This is a genomic window from Pseudonocardia xishanensis, from assembly GCF_039541715.1.
GTDB classification, from domain to species: domain Bacteria; phylum Actinomycetota; class Actinomycetes; order Mycobacteriales; family Pseudonocardiaceae; genus Pseudonocardia; species Pseudonocardia xishanensis.
The window spans coordinates 17610-41846 of the sequence record NZ_BAABGT010000077.1; the positions used below are offsets into that span (position 1 = coordinate 17610).

Annotated in this window: 20 protein-coding genes; 15 read left to right on the forward strand and 5 right to left on the reverse strand. The window is 73.4% G+C overall.

Annotation, left to right across the window (positions count from 1 at the left end; genetic code table 11):
• Positions 1-5: 5 nt before the first annotated feature.
• Positions 6-665 carry an ACT domain-containing protein gene (locus tag ABD993_RS25515; protein ID WP_345423562.1) on the reverse strand — a complete coding sequence of 220 codons (660 nt, stop codon included), beginning with the start codon at positions 663-665 and terminating at the stop codon, positions 6-8.
• A gap of 179 nt (positions 666-844) precedes the next feature.
• Here ABD993_RS25515 and gatC point away from each other — a divergent pair, with 179 nt between their 5' ends.
• From gatC to gatB, 3 genes are read left to right on the forward strand one after another with little or no spacing between them, the layout of a single operon-like run.
• Positions 845-1156, forward strand: a complete 312-nt coding sequence (gene gatC / locus ABD993_RS25520; protein ID WP_345423565.1) for an Asp-tRNA(Asn)/Glu-tRNA(Gln) amidotransferase subunit GatC — start codon at positions 845-847, stop codon at positions 1154-1156.
• On the forward strand, positions 1153-2646 hold the full coding sequence (gene gatA / locus ABD993_RS25525; RefSeq protein ID WP_345423568.1) for an Asp-tRNA(Asn)/Glu-tRNA(Gln) amidotransferase subunit GatA: 1494 nt from the start codon (positions 1153-1155) through the stop codon (positions 2644-2646). The genes gatC and gatA overlap by 4 nt, the downstream gene beginning before the upstream one ends.
• Positions 2643-4136: an Asp-tRNA(Asn)/Glu-tRNA(Gln) amidotransferase subunit GatB gene (gene gatB, locus ABD993_RS25530; protein ID WP_345423571.1), complete on the forward strand. Its 1494-nt coding sequence runs from the start codon at positions 2643-2645 to the stop codon at positions 4134-4136. Before gatA ends, gatB begins: the two co-directional genes overlap by 4 nt.
• Positions 4137-4218: 82 nt before the next feature.
• On the opposite strand, the gene ABD993_RS25535 is transcribed toward gatB, so the two are convergent.
• Complete coding sequence (locus ABD993_RS25535; RefSeq protein ID WP_345423574.1) at positions 4219-5355, reverse strand: PQQ-dependent sugar dehydrogenase; 1137 nt, start codon at positions 5353-5355, stop codon at positions 4219-4221.
• Between the two features lie 51 nt (positions 5356-5406).
• Between ABD993_RS25535 and ABD993_RS25540 the strand changes: the two genes are divergently transcribed.
• The 3 genes from ABD993_RS25540 (at position 5407) to ABD993_RS25550 (ending at position 7905) form a co-directional block, all read left to right on the forward strand.
• Positions 5407-6318 (forward strand): 2-hydroxyacid dehydrogenase, encoded by a 912-nt coding sequence (locus tag ABD993_RS25540; protein WP_345423577.1) that lies wholly within the window; start codon positions 5407-5409, stop codon positions 6316-6318.
• A 151-nt stretch (positions 6319-6469) separates the two neighbouring features.
• Positions 6470-7054: a DoxX family protein gene (locus tag ABD993_RS25545; RefSeq protein ID WP_345423580.1), complete on the forward strand. Its 585-nt coding sequence runs from the start codon at positions 6470-6472 to the stop codon at positions 7052-7054.
• Positions 7051-7905 carry a phosphotransferase gene (locus ABD993_RS25550; protein ID WP_345423583.1) on the forward strand — a complete coding sequence of 285 codons (855 nt, stop codon included), beginning with the start codon at positions 7051-7053 and terminating at the stop codon, positions 7903-7905. The genes ABD993_RS25545 and ABD993_RS25550 overlap by 4 nt, the downstream gene beginning before the upstream one ends.
• A gap of 172 nt (positions 7906-8077) precedes the next feature.
• On the opposite strand, the gene ABD993_RS25555 is transcribed toward ABD993_RS25550, so the two are convergent.
• The 3 genes from ABD993_RS25555 to ABD993_RS25565 form a co-directional block, all read right to left on the reverse strand.
• Complete coding sequence (locus tag ABD993_RS25555) at positions 8078-9049, reverse strand: aldo/keto reductase (RefSeq protein WP_345423586.1); 972 nt, start codon at positions 9047-9049, stop codon at positions 8078-8080.
• A gap of 88 nt (positions 9050-9137) precedes the next feature.
• Entirely contained in the window at positions 9138-10979 is a 1842-nt protein-coding gene (ilvD, locus tag ABD993_RS25560) for a dihydroxy-acid dehydratase (RefSeq protein WP_345423589.1), read from the reverse strand.
• A 4-nt stretch (positions 10980-10983) separates the two neighbouring features.
• Positions 10984-11436: a PH domain-containing protein gene (locus ABD993_RS25565; RefSeq protein WP_345423592.1), complete on the reverse strand. Its 453-nt coding sequence runs from the start codon at positions 11434-11436 to the stop codon at positions 10984-10986.
• Positions 11437-11524: 88 nt separating this feature from the next.
• Here ABD993_RS25565 and ABD993_RS25570 point away from each other — a divergent pair, with 88 nt between their 5' ends.
• The 9 genes from ABD993_RS25570 to ABD993_RS25610 all read left to right on the forward strand — a co-directional run bounded on the left by ABD993_RS25570 (position 11525) and on the right by ABD993_RS25610 (position 24182).
• Positions 11525-12142, forward strand: a complete 618-nt coding sequence (locus tag ABD993_RS25570; RefSeq protein WP_345423595.1) for a TetR/AcrR family transcriptional regulator — start codon at positions 11525-11527, stop codon at positions 12140-12142.
• The gene (locus tag ABD993_RS25575) at positions 12139-12915 is read left to right on the forward strand and encodes a maleylpyruvate isomerase family mycothiol-dependent enzyme (RefSeq protein ID WP_345423598.1); all 777 of its coding nucleotides are present in this window, start codon (positions 12139-12141) and stop codon (positions 12913-12915) included. The genes ABD993_RS25570 and ABD993_RS25575 overlap by 4 nt, the downstream gene beginning before the upstream one ends.
• Before the next feature lie 238 nt (positions 12916-13153).
• The gene (locus tag ABD993_RS25580) at positions 13154-15139 is read left to right on the forward strand and encodes an acetolactate synthase large subunit (RefSeq protein ID WP_345423601.1); all 1986 of its coding nucleotides are present in this window, start codon (positions 13154-13156) and stop codon (positions 15137-15139) included.
• Positions 15136-15645, forward strand: coding sequence for an acetolactate synthase small subunit (ilvN, locus tag ABD993_RS25585; protein ID WP_345423604.1), 510 nt, complete (start codon positions 15136-15138; stop codon positions 15643-15645). The genes ABD993_RS25580 and ilvN overlap by 4 nt, the downstream gene beginning before the upstream one ends.
• Before the next feature lie 76 nt (positions 15646-15721).
• The gene (gene ilvC / locus ABD993_RS25590) at positions 15722-16726 is read left to right on the forward strand and encodes a ketol-acid reductoisomerase (RefSeq protein ID WP_345423607.1); all 1005 of its coding nucleotides are present in this window, start codon (positions 15722-15724) and stop codon (positions 16724-16726) included.
• Positions 16727-16895: 169 nt separating this feature from the next.
• On the forward strand, positions 16896-17888 hold the full coding sequence (locus tag ABD993_RS25595) for an LLM class flavin-dependent oxidoreductase (RefSeq protein ID WP_345423610.1): 993 nt from the start codon (positions 16896-16898) through the stop codon (positions 17886-17888).
• 150 nt (positions 17889-18038) lie between these two features.
• The gene (serA, locus tag ABD993_RS25600; protein WP_345423612.1) at positions 18039-19646 is read left to right on the forward strand and encodes a phosphoglycerate dehydrogenase; all 1608 of its coding nucleotides are present in this window, start codon (positions 18039-18041) and stop codon (positions 19644-19646) included.
• Between the two features lie 172 nt (positions 19647-19818).
• On the forward strand, positions 19819-22884 hold the full coding sequence (locus ABD993_RS25605; RefSeq protein ID WP_345423614.1) for a S8 family peptidase: 3066 nt from the start codon (positions 19819-19821) through the stop codon (positions 22882-22884).
• A 245-nt stretch (positions 22885-23129) separates the two neighbouring features.
• Positions 23130-24182 carry a 3-isopropylmalate dehydrogenase gene (locus tag ABD993_RS25610; protein WP_345423617.1) on the forward strand — a complete coding sequence of 351 codons (1053 nt, stop codon included), beginning with the start codon at positions 23130-23132 and terminating at the stop codon, positions 24180-24182.
• The last annotated feature ends 55 nt before the right edge of the window (positions 24183-24237 follow it).

Consider the following 24237-nt stretch of genomic DNA (forward strand, 5'->3'; position numbering starts at 1 on the left):
ATTCGTCAGGCTCCCAGGACCGCGGCCACGATGCCGGCGAGGTGGGTCAGCCGGGCCAGCTCCGACGGCCGGAACGCCGGCCCGCCCGGACGGCCCACCACCAGCGCCTTGGCGGGCGACCCGCTGCCGAACGGCGCCGCCGCCAGCTCGGTGTCCAGCGCGCTCCACGGCTCCGGCACCCAGTGCACCTCGGGGTCCACGATCATGGCCCGCTCCAGCGGCAGCCACGGCAGGTCGCCCGCACGCGTCTCGGGGGCGGCCGAGGAGTCGGCGACCCGGTAGGAGCGCCCCTCCTCGCGGACCGCGACGATCGCCCAGCCCGCCCGGAACAGCCGGGGGACCTCCTCGGCGAGCCGGGACAGCCCGTGCTCGGGGTCCGAGGCGATCGCGTCGACGAGCTCCAGCTCACGGTGGGTGTCCAGGCGCCCGGAGTAGGGCCGGACGGACTCCACCTGCACCCCGACGACGGACTCGGCGGCGGTGATCAGGACGTCCGGCGGGCGCCCCGAGGGCAGCTCGATCGCCAGGTCGTCCACGGCCTGGCCGTCCACCCGCTCCACGACGTCCACCCCGAGGATGTCCGCCCCCGCCGAGCCGAGCGCGGTCGCGACGGCACCCAGGATGCCCGGCTTGTCCGGAAGGACCACCCGGAGCAGGTACGACACGCCTTCAAGCCTCCTCGTCACCACTGCACACCACCGGGCGGAGCCGTCGGCACCGCAGGGGGAATCCTGCCAAACGCGCTCCGGAGGCGGGCGGTTGCGGGGGGTTGACAGGGCTGGTGAGAACTGTCGGCGGGCCCGAATAGACTCGGGGCACACCCTTCGACATCCCCTGGAGAGACATGCCCGCCGAATCCGGCTCCATCTCCCGGGACGAGGTCGCGCACCTCGCCCGACTGTCCCGGTTGGCCGTGACGGACCAGGAGCTGGACACCTTCGCGGGCCAGCTCGACGTCATCCTGGGCGCCGTCGCCCGCGTGGGCGAGGTCGCCGCGGACGACATCCCGCCGACCTCGCACGCCGTCCCGCTGGAGAACGTGTTCCGGCCGGACGAGCTGCGCCCCGGGCTGACCCAGGAGCAGGCGCTCTCCGGGGCGCCCGCGGCGGAGGACGGCCGCTTCCGCGTCCCGCGGATCCTGGGGGAGGAGGCATGAGTGTGATCCACCTGACCGCGTCCGAGCTCGCCGCGAAGATCCAGAGCGGGGAGGTCTCGGCCGTCGAGGTCGCTCGGGCCCACCTCGACCGGATCGCCGAGGTGGACGGGGAGGTCCACGCGTTCCTCCACGTCGGCACCGAGGCCGCGCTGGCCTCCGCCGCCCTGGTGGACGAGCAGGTCGAGGCCGGGAGCGCGCCCGCGTCCCCGCTGGCCGGGGTCCCGCTCGCGCTCAAGGACGTGTTCACCACCACGGACATGCCCACGACCTGCGGCTCGAAGATCCTGGACGGCTGGCGCCCGCCGTACGACGCGACCGTCACCTCCCGGCTGCGCGCGGCCGGGATCACGATCCTGGGCAAGACCAACATGGACGAGTTCGCCATGGGCTCCTCCACCGAGCACTCGGCGTACGGCCCCACCCGCAACCCGTGGGACCTCAGCCGGATCCCCGGCGGGTCCGGCGGCGGCTCCGCGGCGGCGCTGGCCGCGTTCGAGGCGCCGCTGGCGATCGGCACGGACACGGGCGGCTCGATCCGCCAGCCCGCGGCCGTCACCGGCACCGTGGGCGTCAAGCCGACGTACGGCGGGGTGTCCCGGTACGGGCTCGTGGCCTGCGCGTCCTCGCTGGACCAGGGCGGGCCGTGCGCGCGCACGGTGCTGGACGCCGCGCTGCTGCACGAGGTCATCGGCGGGTACGACCCGCTGGACTCGACCTCGATCGACCAGCCGGTGCCGTCGGTCGTCGAGGCGGCCAGGCTGGGTGCGCAGGGTGACCTGTCCGGCCTGCGGGTCGGCGTGGTCCGCGAGCTCGGCGGGGAGGGCTACCAGTCGGGTGTGCGTGCGTCGTTCGACGCCGCGCTGCAGCGGCTGGAGAAGCTCGGCGCCGAGATCGTCGAGGTCTCGTGCCCGCACTTCGAGTACGGCATGGCCGCGTACTACCTGATCCTGCCGTCGGAGGTCTCCTCGAACCTCGCCCGGTTCGACGCCATGCGCTACGGGCTGCGGGTGAGCCGGGGCGCGTCCGCCGAGGAGGTCATGGCGGCCACCCGCGAGGCCGGGTTCGGCCCCGAGGTCAAGCGCCGGATCATCCTGGGGACCTACGCGCTGTCGTCGGGCTACTACGACGCCTACTACGGCCAGGCCCAGAAGGTCCGCACGCTGATCAGCCGGGACTTCGCCGCCGCGTTCGCCAAGGCGGACGTGCTGGTCTCGCCGACGGCGCCCACCACGGCGTTCCGGATCGGCGAGAAGGTGGACGACCCGCTGGCCATGTACCTCAACGACCTCGCCACGATCCCGACCAACCTGGCCGGGGTCGCCGGGATGTCCGTGCCCTCCGGGCTCGCCGAGGAGGACGGGCTGCCCGTCGGGCTGCAGATCATGGCGCCCGCGCTGGGCGAGGCCGTGATGTACCGCGTCGGCGCCGCGTTCGAGGCCTCCCGCCTCGCGGACGAGGGCGCCCTGACCGCTCCGGAGGTGACCCGGTGACCACGCTGGTCGACTACACGGACGTCGTGGCGCGGTACGAGCCCACGCTCGGGCTCGAGGTGCACGTCGAGCTGTCCACGAACACCAAGATGTTCTGCGGCTGCCCCACGGAGTTCGGCGCCGAGCCGAACACCCAGGTCTGCCCCACCTGCCTGGGCCTGCCCGGCTCGCTGCCGGTGGTCAACCGCACGGCGGTGGAGTCCGCCATCCGGATCGGGCTGGCGCTGAACTGCTCGATCGCCCCCTGGGGCCGGTTCGCCCGGAAGAACTACTTCTACCCGGACATGCCGAAGAACTTCCAGACGTCGCAGTACGACGAGCCGATCTGCGTCGACGGCTACATGGACGTCACGCTGGACGACGGCACTGTCGTCCGGGTGGGCATCGAGCGCGCCCACATGGAGGAGGACACCGGCAAGTCGCTGCACGTCGGCGGCGCGACCGGGCGCATCCACGGCGCGGACTACTCGCTGCTGGACTACAACCGGGCGGGCGTGCCGCTGATCGAGATCGTCACGAAGATGATCCCGGACACCGGGGGGCGGGCGCCCGAGGTGGCGCGCGCCTACGTCACGCAGCTCCGCGACCTGATCAAGTCGCTCGGCGTGAGCGACGTCCGGATGGACCAGGGCTCCATGCGGTGCGACGTGAACCTGTCGCTCTCGCCCACGGGCTCCGGCGTGCTGGGCACCCGCACCGAGACCAAGAACGTCAACTCGCTGCGGTCGGTCGAGCGGGCCGTGCGGTACGAGATGTCCCGCCAGGCGGGCGTGCTGGACGAGGGCGGCGAGATCGTCCAGGAGACGCGGCACTTCGAGGAGCAGTCCGGCACCACGCGTGCCGGGCGGCGCAAGGAGACCTCGGAGGACTACCGGTACTTCCCGGAGCCGGACCTGGTCCCGATCGCGCCGTCCGTCGAGTGGGTCGAGGAGCTCCGCGGGACCCTGCCGGAGAAGCCGTGGGAGCGCCGCGCGCGGATCCAGGAGTCGTGGGGCATCTCGGACGAGGAGCTGCGCGACCTGGTGAACGCCGGCGCGCTGGACCTCATCGAGGCCACCGTGGCGGCGGGCGCCCCCGCGGGCGAGGCGCGGAGCTGGTGGGTCGCGTACCTGGCCCAGCAGGCGAACGCGCGGTCGGTCGAGCTGGACGCGCTGCCGATCACCCCGGCCCAGGTCGCCCGCGTGATCGCGCTGGTGGCGAGCGGCGAGCTGAACAACAAGCTGGCCCGCCAGGTCGTCGACGGCGTGTTGGCGGGCGAGGGTGAGCCGGACGAGGTCGTGGAGCGGCGCGGCCTCAAGGTCGTGAGCGACGACGGCCCCCTGATCGCCGCGGTGGACGAGGCCCTCGCCGCCCAGCCGGACGTCGCCGACAAGATCCGCTCCGGCAAGGTCCAGGCCGCGGGCGCCATCGTGGGCGCGGTCATGAAGGCCACGAAGGGCCAGGCGGACGCCAAGCGGGTCCGCGAGCTGATCATCGAGCGCTGCAGCTGACCGGCTTCTGAGCACCAGTGCTGTCCCGAGCCTCCGGAACAGCACTGGTGCTGATCTCACCGCCGGCCCGCGCGGCCGACGCTCAGGACTTGCTCGCGCCGCCGCCGCTCGGCGGCTGGATGCGGATCACGCGGTCGTCGCTGGGGACCGGTTTGCCGCCGGACTTGTTGACCGTGCCGAGCCAGAGCAGGCCGTCGGAGCCCAGGGTGGCGGCGTTGAGGCGGCCGTAGACGCCGCCCAGCAGGGTCTCGGGGACGCCGGTGAAGCTGCCGTCCTCGGCCGGGCGCAGGACCGAGAGGGCCGCGGCGGTGGTCAGGGCGACCGTGACGACGCCGGGCTGGGTCATGCAGCCCGCGACGCCCGGGCGGTCCGGCCAGGTCCAGGCGGGGGCGCCGAGGGGGCCGGGGCGGACCCGGAACAGGACGTCCCGGGACGCGGCCCGGTCGGTGACCCAGGAGGTCTGGGTGGCGGTGTCCGTGCAGATCCCGCCGGGCTCGGTGAGGCCGCTGCTGAGGACCGGTGAGGCGGGATCGGGGTTGGTCGGGGCGGGTCTGCCGAGGGTGTCGATGCGCAGTACCTTGCCCGCCAGCGACTCCGGGGGTGCCCCGCCGGCGCCGCCGGTGGCGACGAGCAGGGTGTTGCCCGCGTCGACGCCGAGTGCGCCGCCGTTGCCCGTGGGGCCCTTCGGGATCCCGGTGAGCACGGGCTTGGGCGGCTCGTTCGGGGCGAGTCGCAGCACCCGGTTGTCCTCGGGGGTCGTGGCGTAGGCGTAGACGAGCTGGTCCTCGGCGTAGCCGGGGGAGAGCACCAGGCCGGTCAAGCCGCCGCCGCCCGCGGTGTCGACCGGGATCGTGGTGACGAGCACGGGGTCTCGCCCGCGCTCGATGCGCAGCACCCGCCCCGTTGTCCGTTCGCCGACCAGCGCCGCCACCCCGCTGGGCAGCACCGCGACCGCCCCGACCGGCTGCAGGCACGTCGCCACGACCTGCGGATCCGGGTCGACGCACCCGGTCGGGGCCTGTCCGCCCCCCTGCGCGGAGTCGCCGCCGCCTCCGCCACCCTCCTGCTGCTGCGGGGGCGCCACGGACGGCGGGCCGCCGAGCTCGCCCTGGCCCTCGATCTTGTCCTGCCAGTCCCGCGGGCCCTCGTCCGGGAAGGACGCGCAGCCCGCGAGCAGCCCGAGCACCGCGACCAGGACGATCAGCAGACTGCGGCGCACGGGTCCAGGCTAGGCGGGGTGAGGTGAGCGGCCGGTGAGTACCGTCCGGGCATGACCGTGGTCCTGGTCCCGCATCCGCGGGGTGTCGACGCCCTCGCAGGCCTCCCCGGCCTGCAGCCCCTGCTCTACGACGCCGCCGAGCCGTTGCCCGTGGGCGCCGACGAGGCCGAGGTGCTCGTCCCGCCGTTCCTGGCGGGGGCCCGGGTCGTCCAGCTCGCCGATCGGCTGCCGAAGCTGCGGCTCGTCCAGCTGCTCACCGCGGGGGCGGAGGCGTGGGTCGGGCGGCTGCCCGAGGGCGTCGCGCTGTCGGACGGCAAGGGCGCGCACGGCGGCGCGACCGCCGAGTGGGTGCTCGGGGTGCTGCTGGCCGTGTACCGCGAGCTGCCGGGGTTCGTGCGCGCACAGGACCGGGGGGAGTGGACCCAGCACGTCACCGAGGAGCTGGGCGGCAAGCGGGTGCTCGTCGTCGGGGCGGGGGACGTCGCCGAGCACATCGTGCGCAGGCTCGCCCCGTTCGACGTGACCACCACGCTGGTCGGCCGCCGCGCCCGGGACGGGGTCCACGGCATCGACGAGGTCCTCGACCTGGTGCCGGAGCACGACGCGTGCGTGGTCGTCGTCCCGCTGACCGACGAGACCCGCGGCCTGGTGGACGCCGCCTTCCTCGCGGCGATGCCGGACGGCGCGGTGCTGGTCAACGGGGCCCGCGGGCCCGTCGCGGACACCGACGCCCTGCTCGCCGAGCTGACCGCGGGCCGACTGCGGGCGGCGCTGGACGTGACCGACCCGGAGCCGCTGCCCGCCGACCATCCCCTGTGGACGGCGCCGAACGTGCTGATCACGCCGCACGTCGGCGGGAGCGTGCCCGGCGCCCTGGACCGGGCGTTCGGCGTGATGCGCGAGCAGCTGGCCGCCTACGCGCGGGGCGAGGAGCCGCCGAACCTGGTGCGGGACGGCTACTGACCGGCCCCGGGAGCGGGCCGCTCAGTCCTCGGTGCCGACGTCGTCGGCCATGCCCTCGGATGACCCCCGGGCCCCCGCCGAAACCCGATCGTGGCCGAACACGCTGGTCGGATGGGGCGAGACGGGCGTGTCCGCCGATACGCTGACGGTCATGAGCGACCCCACGCGGCAGTTCGACATCGGCAGCCTCGGCGGGACGCAGCCGCCCGCGGCGACGAAGGAGAACCGGCGCCCCGTCGCCTGGAACACCGGCGCGGACGTCGGCATGCTGCTGCTCCGGCTGGGCATCGGCGGGCTGTTCCTGGCCCACGGCGTGCAGAAGGTGTTCGGGCTGTGGGGCGGGCTCGGCCTCGGCCAGACCACCTCGATCATCGCGGGCTACGGCTTCACGCAGGCCTCCACGCTGGCCTGGGCACTCGGGTTCGGCGAGCTGATCCTCGGCGCGCTGCTGGTGCTGGGGCTCTTCACCCCGCTCGCCGCGGCCGGGCTGCTCGCGGTCAAGGCCGTGGCGATCACCGTGAAGTGGGGCGGCCCGTTCTTCGCCGCCGAGGCGGTGAACGCCCTGGAGCTGGACGTCGCGATGGCGTCCGGGGCCGCGGCGCTGCTGTTCGTCGGGGCGGGCCGGATCGCGCTGGACAGCGGCCGGACCTGGCAGCGCCGCCCGCTGCCGTGGGCCACGTTGTTCCTGGTCGTCGGGGCGGCCGTCGCGCTGGGTGTGCTGTACGGGCTGAGGTGAGCCCGCCCCCGCGGGTGAGCTGGCTCTCGGCCGTCGGGCGGCGGCTGGGCGGTCCCGCGGAGATCGTCGGGCGGGCTCCGCTGTCCGGCGGTTACGCATCGGGGGGCGTGGAGCGCGTCGACCTGGTCGTCGACGGCCGCGAGGTGTCCGTCGTGGTCAAGCGGGCCGAGCCGGTGGAGGTGGCCGCGCTGCGGGCGGTCGGTGTGGTCGACGGGGCCCGTGTGCCGCGGCTCCTCGCCCCCGAACCGCTGGTGGTGGGCTGGGTCGAGGGCGCGTCGACCGGCGAGGTGTCGACGGAGGTGCTGCGGACCCTCGCGCGGGTGCACCGGCACTGGGCGCGCAACCGACCCCGGGGGATCCCCGTCGTCGACGCCGCCTGGTGGACGGCGCTGTGCGAGCGGACCGTGACCGCCCTGCGCGGCGGGGCCGCCCGCACCGGCGAACCGGTGTACGGCGAGGCGGCGGCGCTGGTCGGGGGGTGGGCGGGCGACGCGCGGATCCGCGAGGCCCTCGCCGTGCTGCCGAGGACGCTCTGCCACGGCGACCCGCACCGCGGGAACCTGTTGGGTGACACCGTGATCGACTGGGGCAACGCCCGCGTCGCCCCCGCGGGCCTGGATCTCGCGGTGCTGCGGGCGCAGGGCCCGGTCGACCTCGGAGCCTACCGCGCGGAGCTCCCGGAGGGCCCGCTGGAGGCGGTCGAACGGGAGTGGGCCCGGGCGCACGTGCACATCCAGTATCTGGGCTTCGCCGCCGACCACCTCGGTGCGGACCGCGTGGCGGAGATGGTCGGAGAGACCGCGGCCGCCCTGTCCCGCCTCGGCCCCGCGCTGCGGGCTCGGCGGGGCTGAACCGGGGCGCCGTCAGGCGACGAGGCGCTCGGTGGCCTCCCGAAGCGCGCGCCGCGCCTCCGGTGCGCCCCGCGAAGGCGGGATGGACGGCGAGTCGCACGATCAGGTCCGCCCCCCGGGCGGGATCGCCGAGGCGCAGCGCCTTCAGGAGGCGCTTCGTGGAGCAGGAGGGTCAGCGGCCGACGGTGCGCTGCAGGGCCTCGGGGTAGCGGTCGCCGACCACACCCGCCCCGACGGCGTCCAGCTCGGTGATCTCCTCGGCGCTCAGCTCCAGGGTGGCCGCCTCGACGTTCTGCTCGAGGTAGGTGCGCCGCTTGGTGCCCGGGATCGGCACGACGTGCTCGCCCTTCGCCTGTACCCACGCGAGCGCGAGCTGTCCGGCGGTCACGCCGCGCTTCTCGGCGAGCGCCTTCACGGTCTCGACGATCCGCAGGTTCGCGGCCAGGTTGTCGCCCTCGAAGCGCGGCAGGTTCGCCCGCATGTCGCCCTCGCCGAGCTGGCTCGCGGAGGTGATCGAGCCCGTCAGGAAGCCGCGGCCGAGCGGGGAGAACGGCACGATCCCGATGCCCAGCTCCGCGCACGTCGGTGCGACCTCGGGCTCGATGTCGCGGGTCCACAGCGACCACTCACTCTGCAGCGCGGTGACCGGGTGCACGGCGTGCGCCCGGCGGATCGTGGCCGCGCCCGCCTCGGAGATCCCGGCGTACCGGATCTTGCCCGCCTCGACGAGCTCGGCGAGGGCGCCCCAGGTCTCCTCGACCCGCTCGTGGTCCACGCGGTGCTGGTAGTAGAGGTCGATGTGGTCCACGCCGAGGCGGGCCAGCGACTCGTCGCAGCACTGCGTGACGTACGCGGCGTCGCCACGGGCGGTCTGGACGCCGTCCTGCCAGACGATGCCGAACTTGGTGGCGAGCACCACCTCGTCCCGGCGGTCGGCGATCGCGCGGCCGACGAGCTCCTCGTTCACCCCGCCGCCGTAGACGTTCGCGGTGTCCAGCAGCGTGACCCCGAGGTCCAGGGCGCGGTGGATCGTCGCGATCGACTCGGTGTCGTTGCCTGCGCCGTAGCTCTGGGACATGCCCATGCAGCCGAGACCCTGGGCCGACACGGTCAGCTCTCCGAGGGTGCGGGTCGGAAGACTCATGGCGACGACGCTACCCGCGTGCCGAGGTGAACCTCAGTGCTGTTCGATCATGCTCCGAACGACACCGAGGCTCATCTCGGCGGGTGGGTCAGGGGACGTGGCGGACGGCGCCGGTGTCCGCGCTCGTCGCCATGGCGGCGTAGGCGCGAAGTGCCTTGCTGACGACTCGGTCGCGGTCGCGCGGGGTCCAGGGGCGTTCGCTCGCGTCCATCTTCGCGCGGCGTTCGGCGAGGACCTCGTCGGACACGTCGATGCGGAGGACGCGTTCGCGGACGTCGATCACGACCCGGTCGCCGTTCTCGACCAGGCCGATGACCCCGCCCGCGGCGGCCTCGGGGGCGATGTGGCCCACGGAGATGCCGGAGGAGCCGCCGGAGAAGCGGCCGTCGGTGACCAGCGCGCACTTCGCGCCCAGGCCCGCGCCCTTGAGGAAGGCCGTGGGGTGCAGCATCTCCTGCATCCCCGGCCCGCCCGCGGGACCCTCGTAGCGGACGACGAGCACGTCCCCGGGCTTGATCTGCTTGGTGAGGATGACCGACACGGCCTCCTCCTGGCTCTCGACGACCAGCGCCGGGCCCTCGAAGTGCCAGACCTCCTCGGGCACGCCCGCGGTCTTGATCACGGCGCCGTTCTCGGCGAGGTTGCCGCGCAGCACGGCCAGCCCGCCCTCGACGGTGTAGGCGTGCTCCAGGTCCCGGATGCAGCCGCCCGCCGCGTCCGTGTCCAGTGAGGACCAGCGGTTCGACGTGGAGAACGCCTCGGTGGTGCGGACTCCGCCGGGGGCGGCGTGGAACAGCTCGACCGCGGTCTCCGACGGCGACTCGGCGCGGATGTCCCACTCGTTCAGCCACTCCGCCAGCGACGGCGAGTGCACGGTGTGGACCTCGGTGTTGAGCAGCCCGGCCCGCCACAGCTCACCGAGGATGGCGGGGATTCCGCCTGCCCGGTGGACGTCTTCCATGTGGTAGTCCGAGTTGGGCGAGACCTTCGACAGGCACGGCACCCGACGCGAGATCGCGTCGATGTCCGCCAGGGTGAAGGGGACCTCGCCCTCCTGCGCCGCGGCGAGGATGTGCAGGACGGTGTTGGTGGACCCGCCCATCGCCACGTCGAGCGCCATCGCGTTCTCGAACGCCTGCTTCGTGGCGATGCTGCGCGGCAGGGCCGACTCGTCGTCCTCCCCGTACCAGCGCTCGCACAGCCGCATGACCGTGCGGCCGGCCTCCAGGAACAGCTCGCGCCGCGCGGAGTGCGTGGCCAGCGTGGAGCCGTTGCCGGGCAGCGAGAGCCCGAGGGCCTCGGTGAGGCAGTTCATCGAGTTCGCGGTGAACATGCCGGAGCAGGAGCCGCAGGTGGGACAGGCCGACCGCTCGACGGCGGCGAGCCCGTCCTCGTCCACGTTCGGCGACGCCGAGGCGGAGATCGCGGTGATCAGGTCGGTCGGGGCCTGCGCCACGCCGCCGACGACGACGGCCTTGCCCGCCTCCATCGGCCCGCCCGAGACGAACACGGTGGGGATGTTGAGCCGCATGGCGGCGTTGAGCATGCCCGGGGTGATCTTGTCGCAGTTGGAGATGCAGACCAGGGCGTCCGCGGCGTGGCCGTTGACCATGTACTCGACGGCGTCCGAGATGACCTCGCGCGAGGGCAGCGAGTACAGCATCCCGCCGTGGCCCATGGCGATGCCGTCGTCCACGGCGATGGTGTTGAACTCGCGCGCCACCCCGCCCGCGGCGGTGATCGCCGAGGCGACCAGGTCGCCCATGTCCTTGAGGTGCACGTGGCCGGGCACGAACTGGGTGTAGGAGTTGGCGATCGCGACGATCGGCTTGCCGAAGTCGCCGTCGCCCATGCCCGTGGCGCGCCACAGGGAACGGGCACCGGCGGCGTTGCGGCCGTGGGTGGTCACTCGGGAACGAAGGGCCGGCATCGTTCTACTCTCCAGCCGGGTCGGGCAGCCTGCCGCCGGAGACGGCGGCCAGCGCGGACAGATCGCGGACGTGGACGGTCGGGAGTGGTAGCTCGGACCCGTCCTTCAGCACCGCGCCGACCCGGGTTCGTGGGCCCAGCCGCAGCGAGCTGATCTCCGACCACGGTACGCGCCTCGAGCCGAACAGCCGACGAGCGGTGACGGACTCCGCATCGACCACGGTGCGCATCCGCACGATCCCGTACCCCAGCGCGAGCGGGACGACGTAGATCAGCCACAGCCACGGCGCGCCGAACGCGAACGGGATCGCCGCGACCAGGAGGAACGCCACCGCCGCCAGCGCCAACGGGGACGCCCGGAACACCAGCCGGGCGGGCACCTCGCCGCGGGCGACGGGATCCGCCGCCGACACGCGGCCCTCCGCGACGCCCGGTTTGGACTTCTGCTCTCCGCTCACCCCTCGATCGTCCCACCTCCGCGCGGCACTGCTCCTTTCGAGCGGTGCTGATAGACATCATCGCTGATCAGGAGCATGATGCCTAACCATGTTAGGAACTCCGACGCAGACGTGGCAGGACCGGCGGCGCGCCGCCGCGCGTCGGGAGGTCCTGGCCGCCGCGTGGGAGGTCGCGCGCCGGGACGGCCTGGGCGGGTTGACGCTGCGGGCCGTCGCCGACCGGGTGGGCATGCGACCGCCGTCGCTCTACACGCACTTCGCCTCCAAGCACGCCCTCTACGACGCGATGTTCCGCCAGGCCTGGTCGGAGTTCGACGAGCGGTTCGCCGCGCTGGAGCTGCCCGCGGACCCTCGCGCGGCCGTGCACGGGATCGCCCGGTTCTACGTGGACTTCGCCCTCGCCGACCTGCCCCGCCACCAGCTCATGGACCAGCGCGTGATCCCGGACTTCACCCCCAGTCCGGAGAGCTACGCGCCGTCGCAGCGGGCGATGGAGCGCATGGTCGGCCGGTTCCGGGCGCTGCAGGGGGTCGCGCTCGCCGAGGCGGACGTGGACCTCTTCGTCGCCGCCGTCGGGGGAGTGGTGGCCGCGCAGTGGTCCAACGACCCCGGCGGAGACCGCTACACCCGGCTGCTCGGCCGGCTGGTCGACCTGCTGGCCGACGACCTCGGCCTGCCCACCACCACTCCACGGGAGGACCCATGACCACCACGGCACCCTCGCGCCCGTCCGTCCGCCGCTCCACACTCGACCACGCGACGGCCGCCCGGCTGGCCGCCACCGAGTACGACCGGTACCTCGACCTGCTCCGCTCGCTGGATCCGGCGGACTGGTCGCGGCCCACCGAGTGCCCCGGCTGGGACGTGCGGGCGATGGCCGCCCACAACCTCGGCATGGCCGAGAACGGGGCCTCGGTCGTGCGGATGATGCGCGAGCACCTCGCGTCGCTGCGCGAGATGCGCCGCGACGGGGGAGGCGGCAGTGCGACCGACCGGATGACGGCCCGTCAGGTCGCCGACCGGGCGGGCATGACGGCCGCGGACATCGTCGCCCGGTTCGCCGAGGTCGCGCCGCGGGCGGCGGAGGGCAGGCGCCGCAGGCCCGCGCCGATGCGGGCGGTGCCGATCGGCGCGATCACCCTGGAGGGTGGGGCGAGCGAGCCGTGGAGCCTGGGGTACCTGCTGGACACGATTCTCACCCGGGACCTGTGGATGCACCGGATGGACACCTGCCGCGCGGTCGGTCGCGAGCCCGTCCTGACCCCGGACCACGACGGAGTGCTGGTCGCGGACGTCGTCGCGGAGTGGGCGGGCAGGCACGGGGCGCCGTGCACGCTCGTGCTGAGTGGACCCGCGGGCGGACGGTGGGAGATCGGCCAGTCCGGCCCGCTGCTGGAGCTGGACGCATCGGAGTTCTGTCGGGCCGTCAGCCTGCGGGAACGGGGCACCGGCCTGCTGGCCACGGAGGTGCCGTTCTGAGTCGGCACGGGGCGGGTTCTCCCACGATCCGGGACGACCCGTCCCAACCGATTGACGCCACGTGTTGCGGCCGTGCTAACTTCTGCGGCATGTCCGGCCTCCGACTCCTCGTAATTCCCAGGCGCGTCACCGCCTGAGGCTTTCGAGTACTCGGACACCTGACGCGCCACCCTCGTCCCGCCTGGTCCAGGCGACGGGGGTTTTTTCATGTCCGGCCCCCCTCCAGTGAGGCATTCGAATGACCACCGCAACTCCCCGTCCCGGCACCCCGGGACCGAAACCGGCACCGCCGCCGGGACGCACCGGAGTGGCCACGGGACGCCCGACCGGCGCCCCGGGCCAGCGCAGCGACTCGCCCGTACGCCACGAGCGCGCGGAGAGCAGCAGCACCCCGAACAGCACCGTCCCGGGGCCGCGATCCGGCCCCGAGCAGGTCACGGGAGCCCAGTCCATCGTCCGCTCGCTGGAGTCCATCGGCTGCGAGATCGTCTTCGGGATCCCCGGCGGGACCATCCTGCCGACCTACGACCCGCTGCTCGACTCGACGACCGTCCGGCACGTGCTCGTCCGGCACGAGCAGGGCGGCGGCCACGCCGCGACCGGGTACGCGCAGGCCACCGGCAAGGTCGGGGTCTGCATGGCCACGTCCGGTCCGGGTGCCACGAACCTGATCACGCCGCTGGCGGACGCCCACATGGACTCCGTCCCGGTCGTCGCGATCACGGGGCAGGTGGCCAAGCCGCTGATCGGCACGGACGCCTTCCAGGAGGCCGACATCACCGGCATCACCATGCCGGTGACCAAGCACAACATGCTGGTGACCGACCCGGCGGAGATCCCGCGGGCGATCGCCGAGGCCTTTCACCTGGCATCCACGGGCCGACCCGGCCCGGTGCTGGTGGACATCCCCAAGGACGTGCAGCAGGCGCAGACCACGTTCTCCTGGCCGCCGGAGCTGAAGCTCCCCGGCTACCGGCCCACCACCCGTCCGCACGGCAAGCAGATCCGCGAGGCGGCGAAGCTGATCGCCGCGGCACGCAAGCCGGTCCTCTACGTCGGCGGCGGCGTGCTCAAGGCCGAGGCGGCCGCCGAGCTGATGGAGCTCGCCGAGCTCACGAACATCCCGGTCGTCACCACGCTGATGGCGCGCGGCGTGTTCCCGGACAGCCACCCGCAGCACGTCGGGATGCCCGGCATGCACGGCACCGTCGCGGCCGTCGGCGCGATGCAGAAGTCGGACCTGCTCATCGCCCTCGGCGCCCGGTTCGACGACCGGGTCACCGGTCAGCTGTCGAGCTTCGCGCCTCACGCGAAGATCGTGCACGCGGACATCGACCCGGCGGAGATCTCGAAGAACCGGCGGGCGGACGTGCCGATCGTCGGGGACGCGAAGGAGATCCTGGTCGAGCTGATCGAGGCCGTCCGGGGCGAGCAGCTCACGGACCTGACCGAGTGGTGGGCCCGGCTCGACGACTGGCGCTCCACCTTCCCGCTGGGCTACGACTGGCCGGACGACGGCTCGCTCTCCCCCCAGTACGTCATCGAGCGGATCGGCGCGATCGCCGGGCCGGAGGCGATCTACACGGCGGGCGTCGGGCAGCACCAGATGTGGGCGGCCCAGTTCGTCAAGTACGAGAACCCGCGGACCTGGCTCAACTCCGGTGGGCTCGGGACGATGGGCTACGCGGTGCCCGCCGCCATGGGCGCCAAGGCGGGCGCGCCGGACAAGGTCGTGTGGGCCATCGACGGCGACGGCTGCTTCCAGATGACCAACCAGGAGCTGGCGACCTGCGCGATCGAGGGCATCCCGATCAAGGTCGCCGTGATCAACAACGGCAACCTGGGCATGGTCCGGCAGTGGCAGACGCTGTTCTACGAGAAGCGCTACTCCAACACCGACCTCGGCACGCACAAGCACCGCATCCCGGACTTCAAGCTCCTCGCCGAGGCGATGGGCTGCGTCGGGCTGCGGGCGGAGTCGAAGGACGACGTCGACCGCGTCATCCGGCAGGCGATGGAGATCAACGACCAGCCCGTCGTCATCGACTTCACGGTCGGGGCCGATGCGCAGGTGTGGCCGATGGTCGCCGCGGGCACCGGCAACGACGAGATCATGGCGGCCCGGACCATCCGGCCGCTGTTCGAGGGCGACGAGCTGGTGGCGGGCGTCGACGAGATCGACGCGGTCACCGAGCGCGCGCTCGGGGAAGGTGCCTCCGAATGACCGAGACGCACACGCTGTCCGTCCTCGTCGAGGACAAGCCCGGCGTGCTGGCCCGGGTGTCGGGGCTGTTCTCCCGGCGCGGGTTCAACATCATCTCACTCGCCGTCGGGCAGACCGAGACCCCCGGGATCTCCCGGATGACGATCGTCGTGTCGGTCGAGGACTTCCCGCTGGAGCAGGTGACCAAGCAGCTCAACAAGCTGATCAACGTCATCAAGATCGTCGAGCTGGAGCCCGCCGCCTCGGTGCAGCGGGAGCTGATGCTCGTCAAGGTGCGCGCCGACGCGGGCGTGCGCAGCCAGGTCCTGGAGACCGTGACGCTGTTCCGCGCCAAGGTGGTCGACGTGGCGCCCGAGGCGCTCACGATCGAGGCCACCGGGACGATGGACAAGCTGAACGCCCTGCTCCGGATGCTGGAGCCCTACGGTGTCCGTGAGCTGGTGCAGTCCGGGATGGTGGCCGTCGGCCGCGGACCCCGGAGCATCACCGCCGCCACCGCTCGCTGAGGACCTGCTCGTCAGGGTCCGAGCATCGACATCGATACTTCTGCAGTACCCCCTTGGAGAGGATTCACCACCCGTCATGAGTGTCAACATCTACTACGACGACGACGCCGACCTGTCGATCATCCAGGGCCGCAAGGTCGCGGTGATCGGCTACGGCTCGCAGGGGCACGCGCACGCGCTGTCGCTCCGTGACTCCGGTGTCGAGGTGAAGATCGGCCTGCCCGAGGGGTCGAAGAGCAGGCAGAAGGCGACCGACGAGGGCCTCGAGGTGCTCACCCCGGCCGAGGTCTCCGCCTGGGCCGACCTGATCATGATCCTCGCGCCGGACACGAAGCAGCGCTTCATCTACGCCGAGGACATCGCACCGAACCTCAAGAGCGGCGACGTGCTCGCCTTCGGCCACGGCTTCAACATCCGCTACGACCTGATCAAGGCCCCGGCGGACGTCGACGTCATCATGATCGCGCCCAAGGGCCCGGGCCACCTGGTCCGCCGCCAGTACGTGGACGGCAAGGGCGTCCCCGCGCTCATCGCGGTCGAGCAGGACCCGTCGGGGAACGCCAAGGCCATCGCGCTCTCCTACGCGGCCGGGATCGGCGGCGCCCGCGCGGGCGTCATCGAGACCACCTTCAAGGAGGAGACCGAGACCGACCTGTTCGGCGAGCAGGCCGTCCTCTGCGGCGGCGCCGCGGCCCTGGTCCAGACCGGCTTCGAGGTGCTCACCGAGGCGGGCTACGCCCCCGAGATCGCGTACTTCGAGTGCCTGCACGAGCTCAAGCTGATCGTCGACCTCATGTACGAGGGCGGCATCGCCAACGAGCGCTTCTCCATCTCCGACACCGCCGAGTACGGCGACCTCACCCGCGGCCCGCGCGTGGTCAACGCCGCGACCAAGGCGGAGATGAAGAAGATCCTGGGCGAGATCCAGGACGGCACCTTCGCGAACGAGTGGGTCGCCGAGGACGAGGCGGGCCGCCCGAACTTCACCCGCCTGCAGAAGGAGGGTGCCGAGCACCCGATCGAGCAGGTCGGCGAGAAGCTCCGCGGCCTGATGAGCTGGGTGGGCGAGAAGGCCAAGTAGCCCCCACTTCTTGCGCACGAACGGCACTCTTGTGCGGTAGGTCCGCACGAGAGTGCCGTTCGTGCGTTCGGGGTGGGTGCGTTCGGGGACGTGCGTGCGGGCGGGGAAGAGGAGCGGGGGCTCTCGTGTTGGCACGAGGGAGTGATCCCGATCGTGAGAGGTGCCTACCGTGTCCCTGCCCCCGTTGAACATCCTCGACCTGGCCACCGTCGCCGAGGGGGAGAGCGTGCGGGAGGGGCTGGAGGCGAGCGTCGGGCTGGCGCAGCGCGCGGAGCGGTGGGGCTACCGGCGGATCTGGTACGCCGAGCACCACAACATGCGGTCGATCGCGTCCTCGGCCACCAGCGTGCTGATCGGGCACGTCGCCTCGCAGACGTCGACGATCACCCTAGGCGCGGGCGGCGTCATGCTGCCGAACCACTCGCCGCTGCAGGTCGCGGAGCAGTTCGGCACCCTCGCCGAGCTGTTCCCGGGCCGCATCGAGCTGGGGCTGGGCCGCGCGCCGGGCACCGACCAGAACACCTTCCGGGCGTTGCGCCGGGACCCGCGGGCGTCGGAGACGTTCCCGCAGGACGTCCAGGAGCTGCAGGCGTTCCTGGGTGACCACTCGCTGGTCGACGGCGTCGACGCCTACCCGGGCCGGGGCACGAACGTGCCCCTCTACATCCTCGGGTCCTCGCTCTACGGCGCCCAGGTCGCCGCGGTCCTCGGGCTGCCCTACGCGTTCGCCTCGCACTTCGCGCCCGAGGCCCTCGAGCAGGCCGTCGCGACCTACCGGCAGGAGTTCCGGCCGTCGGCGCAGCTCGCCGAGCCCCGGGTGCTCGCCGGCGTCAACGTCATCGCCGCGGACACCGCGGAGGAGGCCGCCGAGCGGCAGCGCCGGGCCCGGATCGCCCGGGTCAAGCTGTTCCTCTCCCGCCGCGGCAGCACCCTGACGGACGCCGAGGCCGAGGCGATCCTGTCCACCCCGTCCGGGCGGCAGATCCTCGGGATGATGCGCTACACCGCCGTCGGCACCCCGGAGACCGTGCAGACGTGGCTGGAGGACTTCGCAGGCCGCGTCGGGATCGACGAGCTGGTCGTGGCCTGCCCGGTCATCGACCGCGAGGGCTGGTACCGCTCCTTCGAGCTGCTCGCGGAGCGCGCCGCGGTCGCGGCCTGAGCGAGGCGTGCGGAACGGAGCACCCGGTCCGAGTCACAGTTCACCCGGCGGTGACCGGGTCGTGGTATCGGCTGCACCACGCCCGGGGGAGACCTGCCGGTGCGGCCTCCTAGAATCAGGTCCGACCCGTCCGTCGAGCAGTGGAGCATCGTGAGTACCGCAGCCGCCACCCGTCCCGTCGTCCTGCTCGCGGAGAAGCTCGCGCCCTCCGCCGTGGAGTTGCTCGGCTCCGATGTCGAGATCCGCCACGTGGACGGCACGGACCGCCCGGCGCTGCTCGCGGCGATCGCCGATGCCGATGCGCTGCTGGTGCGCTCGGCGACCAAGGTGGACGCCGAGGCGCTCGCCGCCTCGACCCGGCTGAAGGTCGTCGCGCGGGCCGGCGTGGGCCTGGACAACGTCGACGTCCCCGCCGCCACCGCGCGCGGCGTCATGGTCGTGAACGCGCCCACGTCGAACATCGTCTCGGCGGCGGAGCACGCGGTCGCGCTGCTGCTCGCCACCGCCCGGCACATCCCGGCGGCGGACGCGTCGCTGCGCCAGGGGCAGTGGAAGCGCTCGCAGTACGGCGGCGTCGAGCTGCAGGGCAAGACGGTCGGCGTGGTCGGCCTGGGCAAGATCGGCCAGCTGGTCGCGCAGCGGCTCGCGGCGTTCGACGTCAAGCTGGTCGCCTACGACCCGTACGTCGCCCCGGCCCGCGCCGCCCAGCTCGGCATCGAGCTGCTCGGCCTCGAGGACCTGCTCAAGGTCGCCGACTTCATCTCCATCCACCTGCCGAAGACCGCCGAGACCCTCGGCCTGATCGGCAAGGACCAGCTCGCGCTGACCAAGCCGGGTGTGATCATCGTCAACGCCGCGCGCGGCGGCCTGATCGACGAGGACGCGCTCGCCGAGGCGGTCCGCTCCGGGCATGTCGGCGGGGCGGGCGTGGACGTCTACGTCTCCGAGCCCACCACCTCCAGCCCGCTGTTCGAGCTGGAGAACATCACCGTCACCCCCCACCTGGGCGCGTCGACGACCGAGGCGCAGGACCGCGCGGGCACGGACGTCGCGCGCTCGGTGCAGCTCGCGCTGGCGGGTGAGTTCGTGCCGGACGCGGTGAACGTGCAGATCAACGGCGCCGTCGGTGAGGAGGTCCGGCCGTGGCTGCCGCTGGTGCAGAAGCTGGGCACCGTGCTGTACGCCGTCGCCGGTCGGCTGCCGAGCTCGGTCACGGTCGACGTGGCCGGTGAGCTCGCCTCGGAGGACGTGTCCGTGCTGAGCCTCGCGGCCCTGCGGGGCGTGTTCACCCACGTCGTCGAGGACCAGGTCACCTTCGTCAACGTGCCGGCGCTGGCCGCCGAGCGGGGCGTGTCGGTCGAGCTGACCACCGCCCCGGAGTCGGAGAACCACCGCTCGGTCGTGCAGCTGCGCGCGGCCATGCCGGACGGCGAGGCGGTCACCGTCTCCGGCACCCTGACCGGCCGGGCGCAGGTGGAGAAGCTCGTCGAGGTCAACGGGCGGCACTTCGACCTGCGGGCCGAGGGCGAGGTCCTGCTGCTCGAGTACGCGGACCGTCCGGGTGTCATGGGCCGGGTCGGCTCGCTGCTGGGCGAGGCCGCGGTGAACATCGAGGCCGCCCAGATCAGCCAGACCACGGACGGGGCGGACGCGGTCATGCTGCTGCGCGTGGACCGGGCGATCGACCCGGGCGTGCTGGAGCCGATCGGCGCCTCCGTCGGTGCCCGCACCACCCGCATGATCAGCTTCGACGACTGACCCCCGTCTCCCGAGCGGCGCCCCGAGCAGGTGGGGGCGCCGTTCGTGCGTCCGGGCCGGTCACACCCGGCCGTGTCTCACCCGATGTGGTGCGGTCTCCGCTCACCGTGCGTCTCCCGATCTAGGTTCCTCCCGCGGGCCGAGTCGTCTCGGCCCACGGAAGGAGTGGCGGGTGCACGGCGCGCGGTGGCGGAGGGTGATCGGCGCGGGCGTCGTGACGGGAGCGCTGCTGCTCCTCGGCGTCACCCCGGCGGAGGCCCTGCCCGCGGCCCCGGTCGGGAACCTGTTCGTCGAGCTGGACGACACCGCCGCCGTCGACGACTGGCAGGCCACGCTCCCGCTGGGCCGCGACCCGGCCCGCCAGATCATCCAGCGCACCCGTGCCCGGATCGACGCGCGCGTGGACGACCTCGTCGGCCGGCTGCGCGGCGCCGAGGGGCAGCGCGAGCTCTACCGCACGCACAACGCGGTCCCCGGCGTCGCCGTGCGCGCGGACGCGGCCACCGCCGCGCTGCTGGCCCGCAGCCCCGGCGTCCGCTCCGTCCGGCGGATCCCGGACGCCCGGCCGGGCAACGCCTCCGCGGCCCAGCTCGCGGGCAGCCTGAAGGCCTGGCAGGACATCGGCAGGCTCGGGACGGGCGTGCGGATCGGGATCGTCGACACCGGCATCGACTACACCCACGCGGACTTCGGGGGCCCCGGGACCGTGGCGGCGTTCCGTCGGCCGCCCGCCTTCCCCACAGCGAAGGTCGTGGGCGGGATCGACCTCGCGGGCGACGACTACGACTCGGCGAGCCCGGACCCCGCCCGCACCGTCCCACAGCCGGACGCCGACCCGCTCGACTGCGAGGGCCACGGCACACACGTCGCGGGCACCGCCGCCGGATTCGGCGTGAACGCGGACGGCAGCACGTTCACCGGCGACTACTCCGCGCTGACCCCGGAGGCCCTCGACGCGATGCGGATCGGCCCGGGAGCCGCTCCGCGGGCCGAGCTCTACGCGATCCGGGTGTTCGGCTGCGACGGCGCGACCGCGCTCACCCCGCTCGCCCTCGACCGGGCCCTCGACCCGAACGGCGACGGGGACCTCTCCGACCGCCTCGACGTCGTCAACCTGTCGCTCGGCTCGGACTTCGCCCCGGCCGACGACCCCGTCAACGACTTCGCGACCCGGCTCGTCGACGCAGGCGTGTCCGTGGTGGCCGCCGCGGGCAACGGCGGGGACGTCACCGACGCCGCCGGGGCGCCCGCGACCGCCCCCGGCGTGATCGCCGTGGCGAACGTCCGGGACCCGGGCGTGCTGCTCGACGGCGCGGACGTCGTCGCGCCGAGCCCCGCCCGGGTGAGCGGGCTCTACAGCGTCGACTTCCGCGGCGTCCCGGACGTGACCGCGCCGGTCGTCGCCGTGGGCGGGGAGGGTTGTGCCCCCTTCGACGGGGTGCGGGGCGCGATCGCCTGGCTCGAGTGGCCTGCGAGCGGGCGGGCCTGCGGGTCCGCGACCCGCGCCGACAACGCCGCCGCCGCGGGCGCGGTGGGGGTGCTGCTCGCCTCCGCGGAGGACCCCGGCGACACCCGGATCGCCGGGAACGCGACCGTCCCGATGTTCCAGCTCGACGCCGCGTCGACCGCCGCCCTGCGCCCGTCGCCGGGGTCGCTGCGGGTGCACCTGGACGGCACGCTCGCCGGGACCGCCGCCCGTCGGGTCCCCGAGATCGCCGACACGATCAGCGCGAGCTCGGCGCGCGGCACCCGCGGGCCGGGCGTGAAGCCGGACGTCGGGGCACCGGGGGAGACGATCGTGTCCGCCGCCGTGGGGACGGGGACGGGCCGGATCTCCGAGAGCGGGACGTCGATGGCGAGCCCGTTCGTCGCCGGCGTCGCGGCGTTGGTGCGGGAGGCGCACCCGGACTGGACGCCGGCCCAGGTGAAGACGGCGATCGTGACCACGGCGGTCGACGTCCACGCGGAACCGCTCGGCGCCGGGGACGACGCTGCGAGCACGACACGTGCGCTCATGGCTCCGATGCGCGTCGGGTCGGGCCGCGTCGACGCCCGGGCCGCGCTGGACCCGCCGGTGCTCGCCGGGGACGCCGACCTGCCGGGTGCCGTCGGCGTCGGGTTCGGAGTGGTGGAGGTGCCCGCGGGCGAGACCGTCACCCGGACGAGAACCGTCGAGGTCGGTGGCGCGGCCGGCCTGCGCTACGAACCGATCACCACGATGCCCGGCGTCGCGATCACGGTCTCGCCGACCACGCTCACCGGGCCCGGCCGGGTCACCGTCACCCTCACCGCGCGGGGCGACGCCCTGCGCCGCACCCTCGACCCCACGATGAGCCCGACCCAGGAGGGCCGCCCGCGCCAGTACGTCGCGGACGCCTCCGGCCGGATCGTGCTCACCGCCGCCGGTCGCGAGGTCCGCGTGCCGGTCACCTCGGCGGCCAAGCCCGTCTCGACGCTCACCGCGACCCGGGACGGCGACTCCGTCCTCCTGGCGGGCCGGGGCGTCGACCAGGGCACCGGCTCCGAGGCCTACCGCTCGCGCGCCGGGGTCTTCCGGCTGCTCGGCGCGAGCCCGGCGCTGCCCGCCTGCGCACCCGGCCTGGCCGTCGGCTGCGTCACCGGCGAGACCGGCCGGGGCGGCGACGTCCGCTGGGTGGGCGCCACCCGCGCCGGCGACACCCTCGGGATCGCGCTGGTCATGTGGGGCTCCCTGCCCGACGTCGGCGCCACCACGGTGCCCTCCGTCGGGTTCGACGTCGACGGGGACGGGGCCGTCGACCGCGCCGTCGGGTTGGTCAAGGTCCCCGAGACCGACGTGCTGGTCGCCCGGGTCATGGACCTGCGCGGCCCCGCGCCGCAGGAGGTCGACAGCCTCCCGGTGAACGGGCTCGACGGCGACACGGACTCGAACGTCTTCGACACCGGCACCTGGGTGCTGCCCGTCCGGCTCGCGGCGCTCGGGATCGACCCGGCCGCCGCCTCCGCGCCGCTGCGGATGCAGGTCCTGGTCGAGGGCGACTACGGGGCGAGCGACGTCACCGCGCCCGGCGCGGAGCCCTCCGCGCCGGTGGACGTGGTCGACCTGGACCCCTGGGACCCCCTGGCCGACGACGGTGGGTGGCCGGGGCCCGCCGATCCGGGCATGCGGCTGCCCGCACCGGCCGGATCGGCGCTCGTCGTGTTCCCGCAGAACGCCGTCGGCGCCCAAGCGGCCCTCCTGGACCCACCGAACGGGTGAGCTCCCGACTGCGTTCCCGACTGCGCACGGGGACCCCGGGTCCCGGCGTGTCGCGGGCGAGGCGCACAATCGCACCCACTCGGGGGTGTGTCGGTCGGGTGCCGGCGTGCCGGGTGGCACTACTTCACCGTCCCGGGTGACCCCGATGGGGTGGACGGCGGCGTTGGACGGCGGTCTCGGCTAGTAGCGTCTGATCGCCCCCCGGTCGCGGTCGCGACCGTAGCGAGAGAGGACAGTCGAGCAGCATGCGCCTTGCGGTCATTCCCGGCGACGGCATCGGGCCGGAGGTCATCGACGAGGCCCTGAAGGTCTTGAACGAGGTCTCCCCGGACGTCGAGACGACGACCTACGACCTGGGCGCGGCCCGGTGGCACTCCACCGGCGAGCTGCTGCCCGAGACGGTCCTCACCGAGCTCCAGCAGCACGACGCGATCCTGCTCGGGGCCGTCGGCGACCCGTCGGTCCCCAGCGGCATCCTCGAGCGCGGGCTGCTCCTGCGGCTGCGCTTCGAGATGGACCACCACGTCAACCTGCGCCCGTCCCGGCTGTACCCGGGCGTGCGCGGACCCCTGTCCGGCAACGCCGAGATCGACATGGTCATCGTGCGCGAGGGCACCGAGGGCCCGTACGTCGGCACCGGCGGTCTGCTCCGCAAGGACACCCCGCACGAGATCGCCACCGAGGTCAGCACGAACACCGCGTTCGGCGTGGAGCGGGTGGTGCGGGACGCGTTCACCCGCGCCGAGCGCCGCCCGCGCAAGCACCTGACCCTGGTGCACAAGACCAACGTGCTGACCTTCGCGGGCGCGCTGTGGTCGCGGATCGTCGAGGAGGTGTCGCTGGAGCACCCGGACGTCTCGGTCGCCTACCAGCACGTCGACGCCACCACGATCCACCTGGTCACCGACCCGAGCCGGTTCGACGTGATCGTCACCGACAACCTGTTCGGCGACATCCTGACCGACCTCGCTGCGGCCGTGACCGGCGGCATCGGCCTCGCGGCCAGCGGCAACATCGACGCCAGCGGCCGCAACCCGTCCATGTTCGAGCCGGTGCACGGCTCGGCGCCGGACATCGCGGGCCAGGGCATCGCGGACCCCACGGCGGCGGTGCTGTCGGTCGCGCTGCTGCTGGACCACGTCGGCCAGCAGGAGTCCGCGCGCCGGATCGAGGCCGCGGTGGCCTTCGACCTCGCGACCCGCGACCACAGTGCCACCGGGCACACCCAGGCGATCGGCGATCGCCTCGCGGCGCTGGTGTCGAGCCGGGACGTGACCCCGATGGGCTCGGACGTCTAGAGCGTGTCTCCCAAACATCGGCGGCGTGTAGCTCCATGATCGGTGCATGGTCAGA

Excerpts from the sequence above, each read along its gene's own strand:
- gatC (WP_345423565.1), top strand. The coding sequence starts at position 845 with ATGCCCGCCGAATCCGGCTCCATCTCCCGGGACGAGGTCGCGCACCTC.
- gatA (WP_345423568.1), top strand. The coding sequence starts at position 1,153 with ATGAGTGTGATCCACCTGACCGCGTCCGAGCTCGCCGCGAAGATCCAG.
- ABD993_RS25540 (WP_345423577.1), top strand. The coding sequence starts at position 5,407 with ATGACCGTGGTCCTGGTCCCGCATCCGCGGGGTGTCGACGCCCTCGCA.
- ABD993_RS25545 (WP_345423580.1), top strand. The coding sequence starts at position 6,470 with ATGAGCGACCCCACGCGGCAGTTCGACATCGGCAGCCTCGGCGGGACG.
- ABD993_RS25555 (WP_345423586.1), bottom strand. The coding sequence starts at position 9,049 with ATGAGTCTTCCGACCCGCACCCTCGGAGAGCTGACCGTGTCGGCCCAG.
- ilvD (WP_345423589.1), bottom strand. The coding sequence starts at position 10,979 with ATGCCGGCCCTTCGTTCCCGAGTGACCACCCACGGCCGCAACGCCGCC.
- ABD993_RS25570 (WP_345423595.1), top strand. The coding sequence starts at position 11,525 with ATGTTAGGAACTCCGACGCAGACGTGGCAGGACCGGCGGCGCGCCGCC.
- ABD993_RS25575 (WP_345423598.1), top strand. The coding sequence starts at position 12,139 with ATGACCACCACGGCACCCTCGCGCCCGTCCGTCCGCCGCTCCACACTC.
- ABD993_RS25580 (WP_345423601.1), top strand. The coding sequence starts at position 13,154 with ATGACCACCGCAACTCCCCGTCCCGGCACCCCGGGACCGAAACCGGCA.
- ilvN (WP_345423604.1), top strand. The coding sequence starts at position 15,136 with ATGACCGAGACGCACACGCTGTCCGTCCTCGTCGAGGACAAGCCCGGC.
- ilvC (WP_345423607.1), top strand. The coding sequence starts at position 15,722 with ATGAGTGTCAACATCTACTACGACGACGACGCCGACCTGTCGATCATC.
- ABD993_RS25610 (WP_345423617.1), top strand. The coding sequence starts at position 23,130 with ATGCGCCTTGCGGTCATTCCCGGCGACGGCATCGGGCCGGAGGTCATC.